General features: G+C 30.1%; 19 protein-coding genes. 1 reads left to right on the forward strand and 18 read right to left on the reverse strand.

Annotation, left to right across the window (positions count from 1 at the left end; translation table 11 throughout):
• The coding region (locus JX287_RS03590) for a YSIRK-type signal peptide-containing protein (RefSeq protein ID WP_204642135.1) at window positions 1-1,489 on the reverse strand (1,489 nt) is incomplete at its 3' end.
• Between the two features lie 552 nt (window positions 1,490-2,041).
• On the opposite strand from JX287_RS03590, the gene JX287_RS03595 reads away from it, so the two are divergent.
• Window positions 2,042-3,076 carry a PD-(D/E)XK nuclease family transposase gene (locus JX287_RS03595; RefSeq protein WP_204642137.1) on the forward strand — a complete coding sequence of 345 codons (1,035 nt, stop codon included), beginning with the start codon at window positions 2,042-2,044 and terminating at the stop codon, window positions 3,074-3,076.
• Between the two features lie 253 nt (window positions 3,077-3,329).
• Here the strand turns inward: JX287_RS03595 and sufB are convergent, their stop codons facing one another.
• The 17 genes from sufB to cptIN form a co-directional block, all read right to left on the reverse strand.
• Window positions 3,330-4,709: a Fe-S cluster assembly protein SufB gene (gene sufB, locus JX287_RS03600; RefSeq protein WP_204642187.1), complete on the reverse strand. Its 1,380-nt coding sequence runs from the start codon at window positions 4,707-4,709 to the stop codon at window positions 3,330-3,332.
• Between the two features lie 35 nt (window positions 4,710-4,744).
• Window positions 4,745-5,173 carry a Fe-S cluster assembly sulfur transfer protein SufU gene (gene sufU / locus JX287_RS03605; protein WP_204642139.1) on the reverse strand — a complete coding sequence of 143 codons (429 nt, stop codon included), beginning with the start codon at window positions 5,171-5,173 and terminating at the stop codon, window positions 4,745-4,747.
• Window positions 5,163-6,392, reverse strand: coding sequence for an aminotransferase class V-fold PLP-dependent enzyme (locus tag JX287_RS03610; RefSeq protein ID WP_204642141.1), 1,230 nt, complete (start codon window positions 6,390-6,392; stop codon window positions 5,163-5,165). Before JX287_RS03610 ends, sufU begins: the two co-directional genes overlap by 11 nt.
• Before the next feature lie 2 nt (window positions 6,393-6,394).
• Window positions 6,395-7,681, reverse strand: a complete 1,287-nt coding sequence (gene sufD, locus JX287_RS03615) for a Fe-S cluster assembly protein SufD (RefSeq protein WP_204642143.1) — start codon at window positions 7,679-7,681, stop codon at window positions 6,395-6,397.
• A 1-nt stretch (window position 7,682) separates the two neighbouring features.
• Complete coding sequence (sufC, locus tag JX287_RS03620) at window positions 7,683-8,423, reverse strand: Fe-S cluster assembly ATPase SufC (RefSeq protein WP_048801972.1); 741 nt, start codon at window positions 8,421-8,423, stop codon at window positions 7,683-7,685.
• Between the two features lie 254 nt (window positions 8,424-8,677).
• The gene (locus tag JX287_RS03625) at window positions 8,678-8,905 is read right to left on the reverse strand and encodes a hypothetical protein (RefSeq protein ID WP_204642145.1); all 228 of its coding nucleotides are present in this window, start codon (window positions 8,903-8,905) and stop codon (window positions 8,678-8,680) included.
• A gap of 81 nt (window positions 8,906-8,986) precedes the next feature.
• Window positions 8,987-9,886 carry a C39 family peptidase gene (locus JX287_RS03630; protein WP_204642147.1) on the reverse strand — a complete coding sequence of 300 codons (900 nt, stop codon included), beginning with the start codon at window positions 9,884-9,886 and terminating at the stop codon, window positions 8,987-8,989.
• Between the two features lie 12 nt (window positions 9,887-9,898).
• A complete protein-coding gene (locus JX287_RS03635; protein WP_204642150.1) occupies window positions 9,899-10,762 on the reverse strand; it encodes a DMT family transporter in 864 nt (287 codons plus the stop codon).
• Window positions 10,755-11,900: a glycerate kinase gene (locus JX287_RS03640; protein WP_204642152.1), complete on the reverse strand. Its 1,146-nt coding sequence runs from the start codon at window positions 11,898-11,900 to the stop codon at window positions 10,755-10,757. Before JX287_RS03640 ends, JX287_RS03635 begins: the two co-directional genes overlap by 8 nt.
• A gap of 515 nt (window positions 11,901-12,415) precedes the next feature.
• On the reverse strand, window positions 12,416-13,276 hold the full coding sequence (locus JX287_RS03645; RefSeq protein ID WP_204642154.1) for a polyprenyl synthetase family protein: 861 nt from the start codon (window positions 13,274-13,276) through the stop codon (window positions 12,416-12,418).
• Complete coding sequence (gene xseB, locus JX287_RS03650; RefSeq protein WP_204642162.1) at window positions 13,269-13,469, reverse strand: exodeoxyribonuclease VII small subunit; 201 nt, start codon at window positions 13,467-13,469, stop codon at window positions 13,269-13,271. The genes JX287_RS03645 and xseB overlap by 8 nt, the downstream gene beginning before the upstream one ends.
• On the reverse strand, window positions 13,469-14,728 hold the full coding sequence (xseA, locus tag JX287_RS03655) for an exodeoxyribonuclease VII large subunit (protein WP_204642164.1): 1,260 nt from the start codon (window positions 14,726-14,728) through the stop codon (window positions 13,469-13,471). The genes xseB and xseA overlap by 1 nt, the downstream gene beginning before the upstream one ends.
• A gap of 13 nt (window positions 14,729-14,741) precedes the next feature.
• Window positions 14,742-15,137 (reverse strand): transcription antitermination factor NusB, encoded by a 396-nt coding sequence (nusB, locus tag JX287_RS03660; protein WP_003146114.1) that lies wholly within the window; start codon window positions 15,135-15,137, stop codon window positions 14,742-14,744.
• A 14-nt stretch (window positions 15,138-15,151) separates the two neighbouring features.
• On the reverse strand, window positions 15,152-15,457 hold the full coding sequence (locus tag JX287_RS03665) for an Asp23/Gls24 family envelope stress response protein (protein WP_204642166.1): 306 nt from the start codon (window positions 15,455-15,457) through the stop codon (window positions 15,152-15,154).
• Between the two features lie 247 nt (window positions 15,458-15,704).
• Window positions 15,705-17,057, reverse strand: coding sequence for an ATP-binding protein (locus JX287_RS03670; protein ID WP_204642168.1), 1,353 nt, complete (start codon window positions 17,055-17,057; stop codon window positions 15,705-15,707).
• A gap of 260 nt (window positions 17,058-17,317) precedes the next feature.
• The gene (alaS, locus tag JX287_RS03675) at window positions 17,318-19,939 is read right to left on the reverse strand and encodes an alanine--tRNA ligase (RefSeq protein WP_204642170.1); all 2,622 of its coding nucleotides are present in this window, start codon (window positions 19,937-19,939) and stop codon (window positions 17,318-17,320) included.
• Between the two features lie 397 nt (window positions 19,940-20,336).
• On the reverse strand, window positions 20,337-20,810 hold the full coding sequence (gene cptIN / locus JX287_RS03680; RefSeq protein ID WP_204642172.1) for a type III toxin-antitoxin system CptIN family toxin: 474 nt from the start codon (window positions 20,808-20,810) through the stop codon (window positions 20,337-20,339).
• Between the last annotated feature and the right edge of the window lie 42 nt (window positions 20,811-20,852).

The raw sequence follows: 20,852 nt of genomic DNA on the forward strand, positions 1-20,852 counted from the left end.
TTACTTCCTCTTTCAAAGCTTCTAGTATCGCTTTATCTTGTCTTCTTACACTCGGATATTTTTCCTTATATTTAGCAGTTGCAAGAGTTTCGACTTTTTTATCGAACTCCCCCTTTAAAATGCTTTTAATTAAGGTATTAACCGAACTTAAATTCACACCTTGACTGTAACGTTCTTCGTTCTCTACTACACCGTCAATACGGTTGATAGTATGGTCATAGACAGTTTCTTCAGATTTATCCTTTTTAATCGCTTTAACAACGATACGATAAGTCCCTTTTGACCCGTTAAAGTCTGAGATATAACCTGTCACAAAGTCGATTTTCAAGCGACTTCCATATGCAGTTGAAAAGGCTGTAAACGTTTTTTCTATCCCATTGAACCCTTCAATATTTGGTGCGTGTTGGAGTATATCTTCTCTCTCTTTTACTGGTAATTTACCAAGACTAGCTTGATTCCCCGAATTATTTGCTGAAGCTATTTCAAACGTAGTGCCATCTTGTGCTTTATCTTCTTTATTGGCGATAGTACGTCCTTTGGCAAGCATTAACATATATTTAAAACGTCGGTCTAACGCTTGCTCGTGAGCATAGATTTGGTCAAGGGCATTAGAACCAAGCATTCCACCTTCTTGGCGTTCGCCATTTTTGTTATACCAACCTGTGAAATAGCCTTGTTCATTTTTCATCCCAATAGCGAATTTACCAGTTTCACCATCTTTTTTCATAATAGCTGTCCATCCACCAAAGCTACTGATTTCTCTGATTTCACCTGGTTGAAGTTTCACACCACTCGGGTCAGTAGTAACATTACCATGTTCATCAAATCTAAGAGCATCCCCAAGAGTATCCATATTTCTCAAGTATGAACGCTCGTTATTTTGGAAGTCATCCGGCATATTTTGGATAATCTTCCACATTTCTTCAACTGTAGCATTATGATCAGGATCGTTGAAACTCAAGTGAGCACTCGGATCATGTGCTCCAGGCTGATCTCCTTTTGGTATATTTACCCCCGGTTGATCTGGTTGTACTGTAGAACCCTTACGTCCGGTTAGAGCTGAGTTTAATGTTTCGTTATTTTCAGTTGAAGACCCGGCAGGTGTCTCAGTTCCAGTAGGAGTATTAGAAGTTCCGCCAGCAGGAGCATCTCCCACATCTCTTTTTGAACGGCGACCTCTAGTATTAGCAGACGTAGGCGCCTCTGTTGGTTGTATTGCATTAAGTGTTTCTTTATTTTCTACTGGTTTCGTATTATTAGTTGCTAAAGTTTCATTGTTTTCTTTTTCTTTAGGTGTTGTTTCTGGATCAGTTGAATTTCCAGGTGCTCCACTTGATGTTTCCGATATACGCGGTGTATTATCATTAGCCGCAAGAGCATTCCCACCAGCTAAGAAATACAATGTCGCTACAGACACACTAAAAACACCGACACTATATTTTCTTATAGAAAATCGAGTTTGTTTATCTCTATTTTGCAAATTATTCATTTCCTTTCTCCTTGTTTTTTCTATTTATCTAGAATATTTTACAACATTCACTTAATATATACTTAAAAATTTTTCTAAATTTATGCTTTTTTTGAAAAATTATTAAACTTTCAAAATCATGTTGCAATTCATCAAATATTATAACACTTCTTCATCAACTTTTCAACATTTTAAGCCTTTAAAAGGCAATATTCTACAATAAATATCCCCTTTACCTCCCCCTTCGATTATTATTATTATTATTATTATTATTATTATTCAATTTTCTTCATAAAAATACACTCTTACACTATCCATAATATTTAAACAAAACCACTGAACTATAGTTATAAAGTAGCTCTTAAATTTTTTCAAATCTTTAATAATTCCCCCACACGTTCATACTAATATTCACATTTTATGTGCAATTAAATTTTGAATTGACAGAATACACTATAAATACCAATGTTATCATTAGAAAAAATATTTTTTTTCTAGTATAATAAAGTTAAGAATAGGGTAGAAAGTAAAATTTTAAAATATTATAATTAAAAAATAGGGAGTGAAAAAAATATGGAAGAACGACATAAAAACATAAAACCTATTTATGATTTAGTTGTTAAAAAAGTATTTCGTAATGAAGAGGTAGCATTGCAATTTGTAAAAGATATTTTTGAATTACCGGCGAAAAGTGCGAAGTTAATTGAGGGAAATCAAATCTTTGCAGCAAACAGCAATGTAGGAACAGACTTCAATATAGCTGTAGACATTCTAGTGGAATTAGATAACCATGCACAGGTAATTATCGAAGTGCAACTCGCCAAGCAGGTATTCTTTATTAACAGAATCTGGGCATATTTATGTAAGCAGGTAAATGACAATATTGAGAGATTAAAACAAAACGAAAAAGAGCAGCTCGCTATTTATAAAAAATTGCCACCGGTGTATGTAGCAGCTATCGTCGATCAAAACTACTTTGAAGGCGACGAAGCTATAAGTACTTTTTTAATCAAAGAAGAAACTAGAAACACAGAACTTAAAATGCATGTGGATAATGACACTAAAGAAATGCCGTTATTAAAAATTGTATTTTTAGAACTGAAAAAATATAAAGAAAACTTAAACAATGATTATAAAAAAATAAGATGGCTGGAATTTTTCGGGAACAAACAGTACACAAGTGCACCCGATGATGTACTTGTCCAAGCCGATAATTTATTAAATCTTAGAAACTGGACTAAGGAGGAAAAACGTATGTATGATGAAATGACAAGACAACAAGACCACTACTGGGCATCGTATATGTATGCACAGGAAGAAGGTCGTGCCGCAGGACATGCTGATGGTATGGCTGCCGGTCTCGCAGAAGGACGCGCAGAAGGACGCGCAGAAGGACGCGCAGAAGGACTGAAGTTAGGAATTGAAAAAGGTATTGAACAAGGTCGCGTTGCTGGCAGAGAGGAAGGAATTGAACAAGGGATTGAACAAGGAATTGAGCAAGGAAGAATAACAGTAATAGTAAACTTAATAAAAGAAGGGATTATAACAAAAGAGTTGGGAGCACAAAAATTAAATCTAACCGAGCAGGAGTTGGAAGAGTATCTGTAACAACCACAGTAAATCAATATAGCAATTTATAAACAAGTGGAATGATTAAAAAGAACTAAATTTTAACAAAGTGTATATAATAACTCATAGACGCAGTGGTTTATTAATATCTAAATACGCTTTATAAAAGCTTTTCAGATATATCTAACAAGCTTTGAGGGGAGACTCAACAAAATCGATTTCTATGAAATCACGATTTTTGAGTCCCCCCTCTTTTCTTCTTTATTTAAAATTTAAATTTTTATGTTATAGATTATCCTATTGATCCTTCCATCTCAAATGAAATTAATCTGTTTAATTCAACAGCATATTCCATTGGAAGTTCTTTTGTAAATGGTTCGATGAATCCCATAACTATCATTTCAGTAGCTTGTCCTTCATCAAGACCTCTACTCATTAAGTAGAATAATTGTTCTTCTGAAACTTTAGATACTTTTGCTTCGTGCTCTAAGGATACGTTAGAGTTTTTGACGATGTTGTAAGGAATAGTATCAGAGGTTGAGTATTCATCTAAGATTAAAGTATCACATTCAATGTTTGAACGAGAACCTTCAGAGTTTTTACCGAAGTGAATCCATCCACGGTAGTTAACTTTACCTCCACGACGAGACATTGATTTAGAAACAACAGTAGATGATGTTCTAGGTGCTAGGTGAATCATCTTAGAACCTGCATCAAGTACTTGCCCTTCACTAGCCATAGCGATAGATAGTGTATTTCCACTTGCTCCTTCTCCAACTAATATACAAGCTGGGTATTTCATAGTTAATTTAGAACCTAAGTTTCCATCAACCCATTCCATAGTACCATTTTTCTCAACAATCGCACGCTTAGTAACTAAGTTATAAACGTTCGTTGACCAGTTTTGAATAGTTGTATATCTAAAACGAGCATTCTCTTTAATAAAGATTTCCACTACAGCAGCATGTAGTGAACTTGCTGAATAAGTTGGAGCAGTACACCCTTCTACATAATGTAGAGAAGAATTTTTCTCAATAATAATTAATGTACGCTCAAACTGCCCCATTTTTTCACTGTTAATTCTGAAGTATGCTTGAAGCGGTGCTTCTACTGATACATTTTCCGGACAGTAGATAAATGAGCCCCCTGACCATACTGCTGAGTTTAATGCAGCAAATTTATTATCATTAAAATCAACGGCTTTTGAGAAATATTCTTTGAAAATTTCTTCATGATTTTTTAATGCTGTATCTGTATCTTCAAAGATAATTCCTTTTTCTTCGAATTGTTTATGCATATTGTGATAAACTACTTCTGATTCATATTGTGCAGAAACCCCTGCAAGATATTTTTGTTCAGCTTCTGGAATACCAAGTTTTTCAAAAGTATTTTTAATTTCTTCGGGTACTTCATCCCATGAACGTTCTGTTTTTTCTGATGGTTTTACATAGTATGTTAAGTCCTCAAAATCAATTTCAGATAAGTCTCCACCCCATGTAGGCATTGGCATTCTATAGAACTCTTTTAATGCATTTAGACGATATTCTAACATCCATTTAGGTTCTTCTTTTCTTTCAGAAATTGTTTTAACGATTTCTTTTGTTAATCCTTTATCAGTTTTGAATATAGATACATCTTTATCTGAAAATCCATACTGATAATCGGTAAACATTTCTTCATTTTTATTCAATGCAATCACTCCTTTTTCTATTTATTTTCTTCTAAAATTTTTTCTGTAATTTTCCATGCTAAAGTAGCACACTTAACCCTAGCTGGAAGTTGAGAAATATTTTGTAATGAAATACTATCTTCTAAGTTTTCTTCATTAAATTCATTTCCCATTATCATATTCAAAAAGTCTTTAATCTTGGTATTAGCTTTTTCTACTGTTAAACCTTTAAGTTCTTCTGTTAACATAGAAGCAGACGCCAATGAGATAGAACAACCAGTCCCAACGAATTTGATATCTTCGATAATATTATCAACTAACTTCATGCTTACTGTTATTTTATCTCCACAAGAAGGATTTAACATTTCTAATTTATAGCTATTTTCTATTTCTCCATTATTTCTAGGATGCTTACTATGATCTAAGATTACTTGTTTATATAAACTTTTTAAATCACTAAAACTCATTTTCAAAAAACTCCTTCGTTTCTTTTAAAGTTTGAATAAAGAAATCTATCTCTTCTTTTGTATTATATAAATATAGACTCGCTCTTGCTACTGAGTATGTTTCCAGTTTCCCTAATAACGGTTGAGTACACTGGTGTCCTGCTCTTATACAAATTCCTTTAGCATCTAAAAAACTAGTTAAATCGTGTGGATGTACTCCAACTAGATTAAATGATATTAATGAAACTCTTTCTTCAATATTTTTTGTACCGTAAATCTCGATATTATCTATTTTTGAAAGCTCAGAATACATATATTCAGTAAGTTCTTTAGTGTACTTTTCAATATTTTCTAAACCGACATTATTAAGATACTTAATAGTTGCTCCTAAGCCGGCAGCTTGTGCTAGTAGTGGTGTTCCCGCTTCAAATTTATCTGGTAGAATAGCCCATGTAGCTGAATTATCTTCAACAATACCAATCATTCCTCCACCGAATTCAACCGGATTAAATTTTTCTAATAAATGTTTTTTTCCGTATAAGACACCTATACCAGTGGGTCCACACATCTTATGTGCACTAAAAGCTAAAAAGTCACAGTTCATTTTTTGAACATCGATTTTCAAATGAGGAACTGATTGTGCAGCATCTACTACGAAATAAATATCTTTATCTTTCAATAATTCACCAATTTCATAAACTGGATTTATATTACCTAGTACATTAGAAGCATGGCACATTGATACAATTTTTGTTTTCTCTGTAATGAATTCTTTTAATTGTTCAATACTAATTCTTCCTTCTTCATCTAATTCTAAATATTTTAAAACTAGGTTTTTTCGTTTAGCTAGTTGTTGCCAAGGAATAATATTAGCGTGGTGCTCCATGTAGGTAAGAATAATTTCATCACCGTCACTTACATCTTGTTCTAAAATTCTTGCTGCAAAATTTAAACTTTCCGTAGTTCCACTAGTATAGATTATTTCTTCATAACTACTTGCATTTATAAATTCTCTAACTAATTCTTTAGACTCTTCGTATATTTTTTCTGATTCATTACCTAATGTATAAACAGATCTATGAATATTCGAATTATAATTTCTATAGTAATCTGATATAGCATCAATTACTTGATTCGGTTTTTGTGTGGTAGCTCCGTTATCGAAGAATATCAAATCATGGTCTGATATCCTTCTTTTTAATATAGGAAAGTCTTCTCTATATTTACTAAAATCTGTCATTATTACTCACTCTCGTTGTTGTTAATTTTCTCATCAATAAGAACTGTTACAAGCTCTTTGATTTTATCTACTGTTAATTCTGAGATTACTGGAGATAAGAATCCATGAACTAATAATCTACTAGATTCTTTTCTAGTTAATCCTCTACTTTGTAAGTAGTATAGTTGCTCTTCATCAATACGCCCTAAAGAAGCACCGTGTCCTGCCATAACATCATTTTCATCTATTAATAGCATTGGATTTGCATCAGCTTTTGCTTCAGATGAAAGTGTCAGCATTCTTGAACTTTGATAAGCGTTAGATCCTGTTGCTCCTTTAACGATAAATCCTACACCGTTAAATACGATATGTGATTTATCCAGTAATACACCGTGTTGAAGAATATCACCTTTACTACTTAATCCTTGGTTGACTACTTCACTATTGAAGTAAGTTTTTTGTTCTTTAACTCCTAAAGTAACAATCTTAAGGTTTGCTTCAGATCCGTCACCTAGAATATTTGTTGTATTATCATGATATACATCCGCTTCATCCATCGCTGCAACATTCCAGTTAATTAATGAATCTCTGTATGTCAATCCACGACGTAAAATAGTTCCACGTTTTTGTCCTGGTTGGTTCGTAATTGAACTATAGTTAATTTGAGCTCCTTCATGTGCAACTACTTCAGAAACTAAACTGAATGGAGCCTTATCCTCTTTTTGATTATTTACGTAGTTTTCAATAAAGTTAAACTTAGCGTTATTTCCAACCTGAATAGTTACATGGTTGAATAAACTTTGTTCTTTATCAGAAATCACGATATATTGAAGTGGTTCTTCAATTACGGCATTATCTTTAACATCAATAAATAATCCAGCATTTAATAGTGTATAGTGAACAGCCGTTACTTTACTTTCTGCATAGTCAACTACACTCATAAAACTATCTTTAATATGATCATCATTCATTGCTGTAAATATATCTTTAATAATTACTTTATCAGCATACTTTTCTGGGATATTAATGTGTAAAATAGTGTTGTTTTTTTGGATTACGGCAAAATCATCACTATTAATACCATATTCAGTTAAATCTAAATTTCCTTCACTTTCTAATCTTAGAGTTGAAAAATCAATATTAAATAAGTTCCATCTTTCTAATTCCATAGATTCTAGTTTTGGAAAAGGTAGTGTATAACTTTTATATAAAGCTAATTTTCTAGTATTTAAAAACCATGTTGGTTCATTTGTATTAGAAAAAATGCTTTGTAAAGTTTTAATACTTAGTTTTAATTTATTATTTTCCATATTAAACCTCTTCTTTTAACCAGTCATAACCTTCTTTTTCTAAACGAAGCGCTAATTCAGGTCCACCTGATTTTACGATTTTTCCGTCCATTAGTACGTGAACGAAATCTGGCTCAATGTAATCTAATAATCTTTGATAGTGAGTAATTATTAAGCAACCAAAGTTTTCTCCACGCATTTTGTTTACACCTTTTGATACAACTTTTAATGCATCTATATCTAAACCAGAGTCAATTTCGTCTAGAATAGCAAATTTTGGTTCTAACATCATCATTTGTAAAATTTCATTACGTTTCTTCTCTCCACCTGAAAATCCATCATTTACATAACGTTGAGACATTTTTAGATCCATGTCTAAAAATTCCATAGTTTTATCTAATTTTTTTATATATTGCATTAGAGGTATACTATCTTCACGTTGTGCATTGATAGCAGATTTAATAAATTCTGAAGTTGGTACACCTGGAACTTCTGATGGGTATTGCATAGCTAAAAATAATCCAGCTCGAGCTCTTTCATCAACTTCCATTTCTAATACTTCTTCACCATCTAATAAGATGCTTCCTCCATCAACTTCGTATTTAGGGTGTCCCATAATCGCAGAAGCTAATGTAGATTTACCAGCTCCATTCGGTCCCATTACCGCATGAATTTCACCAGATTTTATTTCTAAATTTAGTCCTTTTAATATTTGTTTTTCATTAATTGATACTTCTAAATTTTTTATATCAAGAACTGACATTTTATTTCCTCCATCTCTTATACTATTTCGATTTATACATTAGTATTAATACTAATAATCATTATTTTCATAATATTAATTATAAAGGTTTTCATAATTATTATCAAATTATTGGTTTGATTATTTTTGTACACGTTTATATCGAATTATATATTTTTAATTTAAATACTTGTCGAATATATAATATCATTAAACATTATTCCAATTTCATATATTTCCTGAAATGAAAAAAGCATTCAATTTCTTGAATGCTTTTATCCCCAAGCTACCATTCCTTCTTTTTTAAAATTCCCCGTTACATCGGTAAACCCTTGAAGAAATTGCATCAAATATTTTATATTAAAATTATCAAAAGTATTTTCCTTTACTTCTTTTGATTGCGGATTAAAAATTAAAATTTGTTTATTTTCTATCTTTTTTTCTGGATAAATTTCATAATGATAAAATCCATCAACAATTGAAATTAACTTAAATGTCAACATATTTTTCACCTTCACTTCTTTTTATAATTTTCAATAACAATAGTTTAGATATAGAGAAATGAACATTATCCTCTTAACAAGTTATTTTGAGAATTCCCACATAGCTACAATCTCTGTTTTTAATTCATCATATGACCATTTTTTTAGAGTTCTAGTATAACTATTCGGATCATTAATAATATAATTACCATCCTCATCTTTTGCTGTGATTAATATTATATGACCAACTGTTGTAAATTTTCCAGGATGCACAGAAGCAATAATAGGATTCCCTTTATCTAAACTTGCATTTATTGCTTCTTTGCTTAATGGAACACCTGTTGATTTAACACCATATTCTTTAGCTATATAATCAAAAAAGCTCCATTTTGTTCCTTCATCAGTAAAGTAACCATTTGCATCTTCTTTCTCAGCAATACTCTTTGGAGTGATTGATTTATCGTCCAATATCCCTCCTAAAGCCATAGCTACACAAGTTGGACCACATCCCCCAATAGCGATATTAGTACCACCAAGTTTATCATATGCCCAACGTTTATCCCATTGTATGTAATAAGGATACTTTCTATCTATATCTACTGTTTGTCCCTGTTCAAAAGGTGTAGCTTGTTGACCTGCCAAGTAACCAAGAACGTATTGAGTAGCGTCTTTATTATTAGCTAATAACTTTTGTTCTGCTTCAGGAAGATTTTGTCTTTGTAAATAGATTAATTGACCAATTAAACTTCCATTAGCATTTTGAAGAAGATTTGCCTCTACTCCATTAGGAGTCGTAATAAATGGTGAAGGTTGAACAACACCTTGAATTCCATCACGAGCATTTGCTACATTTTCAACTCTAGATTCAGTATTTGTTTTACTGTTTGAAGAATTTTCTAATATTTTATTAGATGAGAGTTTATTGCTCTCTACAAAAAATAATACTATTGAAAAAATAATTCTTAGTATTATTGAGAGTATCTCTACATACTTTCTCCTCATTTTATTACTCCTTTATTTTGTCTTTCTAACTAAAATTACTCCTACAGAAATAACTATAATATACCCTATTATACTTTGCAAGTCTGGTAACTCATTAAAAAATATAAAACCAAAAATCCCAGAAAATAGTACCTGAGAATAGTCAAAAACGGAGATATTTTTTGCAGCTGCATATTTATAAGCAAATGTAACACCATATTGACCAATTGTCGCTGAAGCACCAGCTAATATTAGCATAGATAGTTGATACATTGTCATAACCCTATAATCAAAAATTAGATAAGGTAATAATAATAGAGTAGATAATGTTGAGAAAAAGAATATAATAAACTCTCCCGACACATTATGAGTACCTAAGTATCTCACACAAGTATATGCAATACCTGAGCAAAAAGCACCTAATAGCGCTGCTAATGCACCCATACTAATAAAACCATTCCCACTAGGTTTAATTATAAATCCTACACCTATAAATGCGATAACTATAGCAAACATTTGAAATTTTGTCATTTTTTCTTTAAAAAATATGTATGACAATATTAAAATTACGAATGGTGATAACTTTTGTATTATAGTTGAGTCTGCTAGACTTATATGAGTTATTGCATAAAAATTAAAAACCAATCCTATCGTTCCAAAAACACTACGCGATATCAATACACTCCATGATAATTTACCTTTTGGAAAATTAATTGACTTCCAGTGTTTAATTAACGGAATTGATGAAATTCCAACAGCGATAATATTTCTAAAAAAGCCTTTTTGCATAGAAGGTAAATTCCCAGCAAGTTTTATAAATAGTGCCATTAGAGAAAATCCAAATCCTGCAACAATTATACAAAATATTCCCATTAAAATATTATTTTTTTTATCCATTATAAAACTCCAATACTCTAAATATTTGTTCAATTGTCTCTTCTATATTACTTTTAGCAATACTCTTATCCATAGCAATTTCTAATGGAAGAAATTCTCTTTGAATAGAAAATGAAACATCTACTACTTTTTTATCTTCATCACTTAAATTAAACAGTTCTTTATCAATAATACTACCAGCCAAGAAAATTACTTTTTTATCATATTTTTTCGCAATTCTAGCCAATTCTATAGGTGCTTTCCCCATATAACTTTGTCTATCTAATTTTCCTTCTCCAGTTATTAAATAATCAACCTCTTGAATTTTTTGCTCTATGTCTAAGTAGTTAATCATAAAACTAGAACCAGATTGAATAGTAGAGGTTAAAAAAGACAAGAATGCAAAACCTAATCCACCTGCAGCTCCACTTCCTTCATAAGATGAATAGTCCGTTCCTAACTCCTTTGAAACTAATTTAGCGAAGTTTTCCACTACTTCATCAACTTCTAAAAAGTCTTCTTCTTTTAATCCTTTTTGTTTTGAATATACATAAGTAGCACCTTTTTTGCCATATAATGGGCTATTGACATCACTTATTATTGTAAATTTAGCTTTTTCTAACTTTTTATTTTTACAACTATAGTCAATTCTCTCTACTTTTTCAAGTTCATTTATTCCATGTTGACAAATTTCACCATTTTTACTAACAAATCTTATTCCAAGTTCGCTTAGCATTCCAATACCACAATCATTTGTTGCGCTACCACCCAAACCTATAATAAAATTTTCAATTCCTTGATCTAATAAATGGGAGATCAATTTTCCTAAACCAGCTGTTGATGTTTTATACGGATCTTTTTGATCTTCAGTTAGTTGCTTAAGACCAATAACTTCTGCAACTTCAATAACAACTTCTTTAGTTTCAATATTCATTAAATAATTAACATTACATTCATTTTGAGCAGCATTTATTGTTTTAAAATGTTTCTTTTCAAAGTTTTTAAATAAATTTAAGAAACCATCTCCACCATCAGCAACAACTTCCATTTCTACTTCATAATCACTAAATGAATTATTAATTTTTTTTGATATAACTTGCCCTACTTCATAAGAAGATAAAGACCCCTTAAATTCATTAACCGCTACTAAAACTTTCATCCAATTTCAACTCCACTTACAAAAAATTTATAATCTTTTAGTTAATTTTATCATTAAATAGGTTTAAATTAAAGTTTTAAAATAGAAAATATATTATAAAAACATTTTCATTGATAAAATTTACACAAATACTTTAAATTTACACTTATTTTTAGTATAATAATTATGTAAAGTATTTTTACTTTATATTTAGGGTTAATTTTAGAACTCGCTTTTGATTAATTCAAAATAATGCAGTGTTAATTTGTCACCTGTAGAAGCAAACTACTTTTAGTTTTACAATTATAAGTAATCCTCATGTTTGTGCCAGTAATCTACAGCCAACATTTTAATTATATTAGTTCTTAGAGTTTCTAATTCCCTAAAGTTGTGCTAATATAATAACTGTAAAAAACCACGAAGTTTACCCCTAAACTCTCGTGGTTTTTAAATAAAAAAGAAAATGAAATAAATCCCTTATAAAGATACTATTAAACTTTATAAGAGATTTATTTTTTTTGTTTTGTACTATATAATTATTTATCTCGTTTCAATAAATAATTCGCAAAATCTACTAATAATTTATTATTTAGTTTATTAGCTATATTTATAGCATTTTTAGTATGTTTTTGAAGTAATTCTTCACATTCTTCAATACCATAGAAGCTTAAATAAGTAATCATATCTTCGTCACTTGGTAGTTTTCCGATTTTTTCAAAATCACCATAGTAATCAAGAATATCGTCTTTTATCTGATAAGCTATACCTAATTGTTTCCCAAATTCTTTAACATTATCATAATCACAATGCTTACCAGCTACTAAGCAAGCAAAATCCATCGGTAATTCAATTAAACGGCCAGTTTTTAAGCTATGCATTTTTCTTAAATAGTCAGCATCAACATTGTAATTTTTTTGTTTTACGTCATATACTTGACCTGCTATCATACCCATAGCACCAGAATAATTGGCGAATTGTTTTATTAATCTAACTTTTAAATCAGGGTTAACATTAGAATCACTAAGAACTTCAAACGCTAAAGTAAGCATAGCATCACCAGTAAGTACGGCAAGATCTTGACCAAATACTTTATGATTAGTAAGTTTTCCCCAACGATAATCATCATTATCCATTTCTGGTAAATCATCATGTACTAATGAATATGTATGAACTAACTCTATAGCAAGAGCTATATCAAAATACTTAGTATAATCTACTTCATAATATTTTAATAAATATAAGAATGATAATGGCCTAATTTTCTTACCATCATTTACCAGCGAATAAGTAATAGATTCTTTTAAAATATCAGGCATATCTAATTTTTCAATATATTCTTTAGCGAAACTATTTAATTGATCTTTGTTTTTTTCTATGAAGTTTTTAAAATTATTCATCTTCTTTGAAATCCTTAGTTAATTTAGCTACTTCTTTTTCGGCATTGTTGATTAAATCATTACAATTTTTAATTAAATCAATTCCTTGTTTATAACGTTCTAATGAATCTTCTAATGATAATTTTCCAGATTCTAATTCTGCAACAATTTTTTCTAAATTCATTAAACTTGTTTCAAAATTTTCTTTACTCATTACTTAACTCCTTTATCGGATATATTATTAACTTTACATTCTAGACTACCATCAGCAAATTTGACTGAAATGTCATCACCTACTTGTACATTTTTAACTGAAGTAATTTTTTCATCATCTAAAAATGCAACTGAATATCCTTTTTTCATAATATTTAGTGGTGAGTTCGCTTCTAATCGATTAACCTCATTAGTAAAGTTTTCTTTAAATCTAGCTAACAAGTCAAATTCTATAAACTTATCTTTTGATATTAACAAGTTATTTTTCTTATCCTTAACTAGAATTTTCAAGGATTTACTAAGTTCTCTTTCTAACAACTCAACTGTTTTTCTATACTCCGTAAATATTTTTGAATAGTTTTTATAGTATGGATTATTTTCGCTATTACTAATTCTATTTTTATAATTTTGAAGAATATAGTTTATAGTATTTGTTAATTTATCATAATTAAATGATATTCTATTTTTTATATCTTCAATATTTGGCGTTACTAGTTCAGCTGCTGCAGTTGGAGTTGAAGCTCTTCTATCTGATACAAAATCAGCAAGTGTAGTATCAGTTTCATGTCCTATACCGGTTACAATCGGTGTTCTACAGTTAAATATAGCTCTAATGACTTCTTCAGTATTAAAACTCCAAAGGTCTTCTATTGATCCTCCACCACGACCTAGTATAATAACATCGTTAGAACCATCATCAGCTAGTTTAATATTCTTAACTATATCTTGTACAGAATTCTCACCTTGAACTAGTGTCGAATAAATATTTATTTTAGCTATTGGATAACGACGTTGTATCGTTCTAGTAATATCTTGGACAGCCGCCCCTGTTTTAGCTGTAACTACAGCTATATTTTGAGAAAAACTAGGTATTTGTTTTTTATATTGAGGTAGAAACAATCCTTCTTTTTCTAACTTTTCTTTCAGTTCTAAAAATTTTTGATATAATTCACCAATTCTGTCTTTTTTCATATCAGTAACTAAAAGATTATGTTCTCCTCGCGGAAAATAATAGTTAATTTTTGATTTTATTAGAACTGTATCTCCATCTTTAAAATCTTTTGATTTTGCCCCGAACCATACTGCATTTATTCTAGTATTTTCGTCTTTTATTGAAAAATATATATTATTGTTATTGTGAATTTTAAAATTTGAGATTTCACCTTTTATATATATTTCTCCTAAGTATGGATCTAATAAAAACTTTCTCTCAATATATTTATTTAACGCTGTAACGGTTAGATATGTTATCTCTTCCATCTAACTTTACCTCTTATTTTGTTGAATTTTCTACAATTCCTTTTAATACCCCATTGATAAATTTATAACTTTCATCTTTCTCACTATATTTTTTTGAAAGTTCAACTGCTTCATTGATAGAAACTTTATAAGGAATATCACTATAAAGTATTTCATAAGCTGAAATACGTAGTATTTGTCTATCCATTTTTGATAGACGCTCTAATTTCCAGTCTTTTAAATTATTAGAAATAACTTCATCAATTTCATCTTTTTTCTCAATTATTTCTGTTAATGTTTTATTAACATAAATACTAGTTGAAATTTCTTCTTGTTCTAAATCTAATAGTTCAATAAAATCTAATTCAGTATTTTCTACTTGGAATAATATTTTAAAAACTGCTTCTCTAAGTTCGTGTCTGCTCTTCATTTATATCTCCTAAATTAAAAATCAATTCCTAATATATTAACATTAACAGTTTTTGTATTAATTTCTGTCATGTTGAAAATAGAGTTTCTAACATTTTCTTGAATTTTTCTTGCTGTTTTAGCTACAGAGAATCCTGATTTTAAATTACAATATACATCGATAACTAATTCACTTCCAGCAAATTCTAATTCTACTCCACGAGAGTAAACTTTTTTTCCTAATAATTTTGAAACACCTTCTACTTCAGTTGCTGCAATATTTGCAATAACTTCTAAAGCATTCGGGTTGATTTCTACTTTTCCAAATTTTTTAGTTTCCATTTTCATTTCCTCCGAAATTATATTTAATACTAGTATAATCTAATATTAAATTATTATTTGTCCATAATAATCCTATTAATTATACCATATTTTCAAGAAAAAAGGGAGAGATTACCTTAAAAATAGTTAATCGTTAAAACTACTTTTCAGATAGTCCCTTCCAATTTTATTGTATAATTTTGAAAAAATTCCTTTCGAGCAACTAAAATTTTTTCCCAAACTTTAAATACTTCTTTTATAATAAATATTATGATTTATTTTTTACCTTCCAATAACCTTTCTTTGAACTACCTATATATTCTAATCTATTATTTTCTCGTAAATTTGATAGATCTCTTTCTATAGTAGCTTTTGAAACACCTAAAATTTCTTGTAAATTTTTAGCAGTAACACTCTTGTCTTCGTATAAAATTTGCAGTATTCTTTCTCTACGTTCTATCACACTTAATTTAACTATTTGTTTTTGACCATCATTCTGACCATCATTTTGACCATCATTTTGACCATCATTTTGATTATTATAATTTCGATTGTACAATGTAACTATAATCCCATTGCTTGAAATATAATAATTTGGCTGTTTTCTAAATCCAGAATAATCTTGAAAAATTCTCCTTACCCCAGAAGCATAATTTTCAATAATATCAATTTTGTCTAGTGTATTAACCAGAATCTTATTTCTTTTTGCAACCATCCCCATCTTTATATTCTCTAGTGTTAAACCATCAGGTAAACTACCTGGCGAATATATTTGTACTCTATCATCATAAAATTCTATCTTAATATCTCCACTTAGAGTATAATCTCTGTGACAATAACAATTTACTATAGCTTCTCTTAGAGCTCTAGGTGGAATATCTAAATATTCCTCCCTTTCTGGTTTTCCTGAAATAGTTATTCTTTTTTTATTTGATAAATTTGAAAAATACAATATTTCATCTAGTTGCCTCAAAATTGATCCGCTAAATTCCTTTTTATCTAAAAATAAATTCACATCTGTTCCTTGAAAAACTGCAAATTTACTAACAGTTGGGTTTTGGTCACTAAATAGCAACGCTGCATTATTATATTTACCATCTTTGTTAATTAATGATAACGCAAATTTATCAAATTTAATTCCTTTTTCTTTAAATCTTCCTCCAATGTACTTAAATGTTAGATTATCATGTGCAATACTAATTGATTCGAAATCATTTGTTTTATGTTGCCTAATCATTCTTTGAATTTCATCAAAACTAGCTACCCTTTTAGTAGTTCCTACTCTAACATATACTCCTTTTGAATTAAAACCATTACCATCTTTGTAGTAATATGGTTTATCTGGTCCCCCTAATACCTTTATCTTAAACGGAATATCATTAGGATATATAAATATTAAGTTTGAAACATCTGGATTAAATGCAGTTACTATCCAATTAGATATAACTTCTTCCCATTCATGTTTTTTCATTTTTATTAATGAATCATCAACAATACCAGTATCATGTACCCCTAGATGAATTTCTCCCCCTTCACTATTCAAAAAAGCTACTATTTCAGCCTTAAGTTTATTTTGTTTTTCAGGTATGTCTATTTTATATTCAATGTTAAAATCTTCCATAATTTTTCCTACCTATATTTATTTACTTTTAGTATAACTATTAATAATCCTAATTATTTTTACACCATAAATTGAATTTCATATCAATACTACAAAAACATCTTATCCGTAGGACAAGATGCTTTGTAGTATCATATACTATCATTGTATTTATTTAGCACAACAAATATAAAATATACTATATATTATTGCCTACAATCACATTATATAACTTATATTAATTTTTATCAAATTTTTGATAAAACGATATTTGAATTATATTAGATACTAGCTAATAATTCTTCGAATGCTTTATCGATATTATCTTTGTTTTTTGCTCCTGCTTGAGCCATGTCTGGACGTCCACCACCGCGTCCGTCACATACTGTTGCTAGTACGTTTACCAGTTTTCCAGCATTATATTTATCAGTGATAGCTTTATCTACAGCCACTACGAAGTTTACTTTATCTTCGTTTACTGAAGCAAAAGCAATAACATAGTTTTCTAATTTAGACTTAGCATTGTCAACAAGTTGTTTTAAGTGATTCATGTTTTCTGATTCAACAACACTTGTCAGTACATTAACACCATTTACTTCTTTAATATTATTTACTAAGTTGTTTAATTCAGCATTAGCGATTTTTTGTTGTAAGCTTTCTTTTTCTTTAGCTAGTTTCTTAATTTCTGATTGTAATCCAGAAACTTTTTCTACTACATTAGAAGCATTAGCTTTTGTTAATTTTTCAACAGAACGTAAAGTTTCTTCTTGTTCTCTTAGATATTCATATGCAGCTTTCCCTGTTAAAGCTTCAATTCTACGAACCCCTGCAGCTACACCTGATTCAGATACAATCTTGAAGATTCCCACTTCCGCACTGTTAGCATTGTGAGTTCCTCCACATAGTTCGATAGAGTAATCTCCGATAGAAACTACACGAACTACATCTCCGTATTTTTCACCGAATAGTGCTTGTGCTCCAAGTTTTCTTGCTTCGGCTATTGGCATTTCCTCTGTTTTGATTTCTAATGCATTCCAAATTTGATTGTTAACTTCTTTCTCAACTTTTTCAATTTCTTCTTTAGTTAGTGGAGCGAAGTGAGTAATATCAAATCTTAATTTTTCATCAGTTACTAATGATCCTGCTTGTTTAATATGAGAACCAACTTCATGACGAAGCGCTTCGTTTAATAAGTGAGTTGCAGTATGGTTTTTCTCAATATTTAATCTATAAGCTCTATCTACTTCTAGTTTATATGCTTTACCAACTACTAATTCCCCTTCTAGTACTTTTACTAAGTGAATGTGACGTTTATCTGGAAGTTTCTTAACATCTATTACTTCTGCTTTGAATCCTTCTGCTAATACTAAACCTCTATCAGCTACTTGACCACCACTTTCAGCATAGAATGGAGTTTTATCGAATACTACTTTTACGTTCTCTTCGCCTTTATAGTTTTCTAATAAGTTATCTTCTTTATCAACTATAGCTAATAGTTTACCTTCATCTGTAAGTTTAGTATATCCAGTAAATTCACTGTCTCCTACTATTCTGTTGTATAGGTCAGATTGTACTTGCATTGAAGAATCTTCTTGACGTGAAGAACGAGCACGTTCTTTTTGTTTTTCCATCTCTTTATTAAACCCATCAATATCAACTGTTAATCCTAATTCTTCTGCATATTCTTCAGTTAATTCAATTGGGAATCCAAAAGTATCATAAAGTTTGAATGCGTCTTTACCAGAAATTACTTTCGTTGTATCTTTAACTTCTTTAGCAATATTATTTAAGATTGCTTCACCTTCGTTTAATGTTTCGTGGAATCTGTCTTCCTCTTTAAGAATTACATCTTTAACAAAGTTTGCACTTTCTTTAACATTAGGATAGTAGTCTTCCATAATTTCAGCAACAACATCAGTTAATTTGTACATAAATGAGTTATTTAAACCTAAAACTTTAGCATATCTAACTGCACGACGTAAAAGTCTTCTAAGTATGTATCCGCGTCCTTCATTTGACGGCAATGCTCCATCTGCGACAGCGAATGCTACAGTTCTAATGTGGTCAGCGATAACTTTGAAAGCTACATCTTGGTCAGCATTTACACCATATTTAGCACCAGAAAGTTTTTCAATTTCTCTAATAATTGGAATGAATAAGTCTGTATCAAAGTTTGTTGGAACATCTTGTAATACAGAAACAATTCTTTCTAATCCCATCCCTGTATCTATGTTTTTCGCAGGAAGTTCAGTATAGGTACCATCTGCATTGTGGTTGTATTGACTGAATACTACATTCCAAACTTCAAGATATCTATCATTTTCTCCACCTGGGTACATTTCTTCTTTTGGTGACCATGTATCTGCATCTTCTCCACGGTCATAGAAGATTTCTGTATTTGGTCCTGAAGGTCCTTCACCGATATCCCAGAAGTTACCTTCAATACGAATAATTCTGTCTTCAGGAAGACCGATAACATTATGCCATAATTCATAAGCTTCATTATCTTCTGGATGAATAGTTACTGATAATTTTTCTTTTTCTAATCCTAACCATTTTTCAGAAGTTAAAAATTCCCATGCCCAAGGTACTGCTTCATTTTTGAAGTAGTCACCAATTGAGAAGTTACCTAACATCTCGAAGAATGTATGGTGACGTGCAGTTTTACCTACATTTTCAATGTCATTAGTTCTAATTGATTTTTGTGAGTTAGTAATTCTTGGATTCTCAGGTATTTCTCTACCATCAAAATATTTTTTAAGTGTTGCAACCCCTGAGTTAATCCATAGTAATGTAGGATCGTCAACCGGCACTAAAGATGCACTTGGCTCAATTTTGTGTCCTTTTTCTACGAAGAAATCTAAATACATTCTTCTAATTTGTGTTGATGTTAGTTGTTTCATTTATATTCTCCTTTCAAGCTAACAAATAAAATAAAAAAGCCCCTTATGTAAATTTAATTACACAAGGGACGACTATAATCGTGTTACCACCCTAATTCGAGTACTTTGTACTCCTCATTAGTTTTTATAACGGCATGAATGCCGATGAAGCACCACATAGGTAGCATAAAAGTTATATTATGAATCCTTTTCACCACTAGATTCTCTCTTTTAAATAATATTACTAACTTTTAATTCCTAAACTTCATTTAATATTTAAGTTTATTATAAACAGTTAAATTACATTTGTCAATAGAAATTATTTAGAATTGCTCATTTCAAACAAAAGTTTTACCTCTTATTTTATTTAATTAGTTTAATAACCATGGTTTTATTTTCGATTTATATATTTGATTATCTATAAGTCTTTATTATTCAACAGTCTATATATTTTCATTACATTTGGTTGCAATGGTGTGAGTTTAACTCCTCTTTTCAATAGCGACAAAATTTTTTTAGCTTTCCTCTCTATTTCTTTAGCAACATGTTCACTAGTAACTTTTAAATGATTTCCAGCAATTGTATATTCTCTTTCCACAAATTCTTCTGTAATTGGAAACATATCTTGAATTAAAAATACACTTTCTTTATCATTATCCAATTTTGCTATATGCAAAATATCGCATTTAGCTCCCTTTTTCTCTTTATTTTTTATTATTTTTTTGTATTTCTCCAACTTACTAGACATAGGGATAATCCAATAAATACCTGTCTTTAAGTCTTCAAAACAATAATAATGCGGTCTATTTCCTTGCTTATTCCCTTTTAAAAAAGGATCATTCACAATGTCAAAAAAGTTATCTTTAATAATATAAAAACCTGTTTTCTCCATACTTATTCTCCAAAAAAAGTCCTCGCAATTAAGCGGAGGACT

Origin of the sequence: Gemella haemolysans (assembly GCF_901873445.1) — a bacterium.
Lineage (GTDB): Bacteria > Bacillota > Bacilli > Staphylococcales > Gemellaceae > Gemella > Gemella haemolysans_C.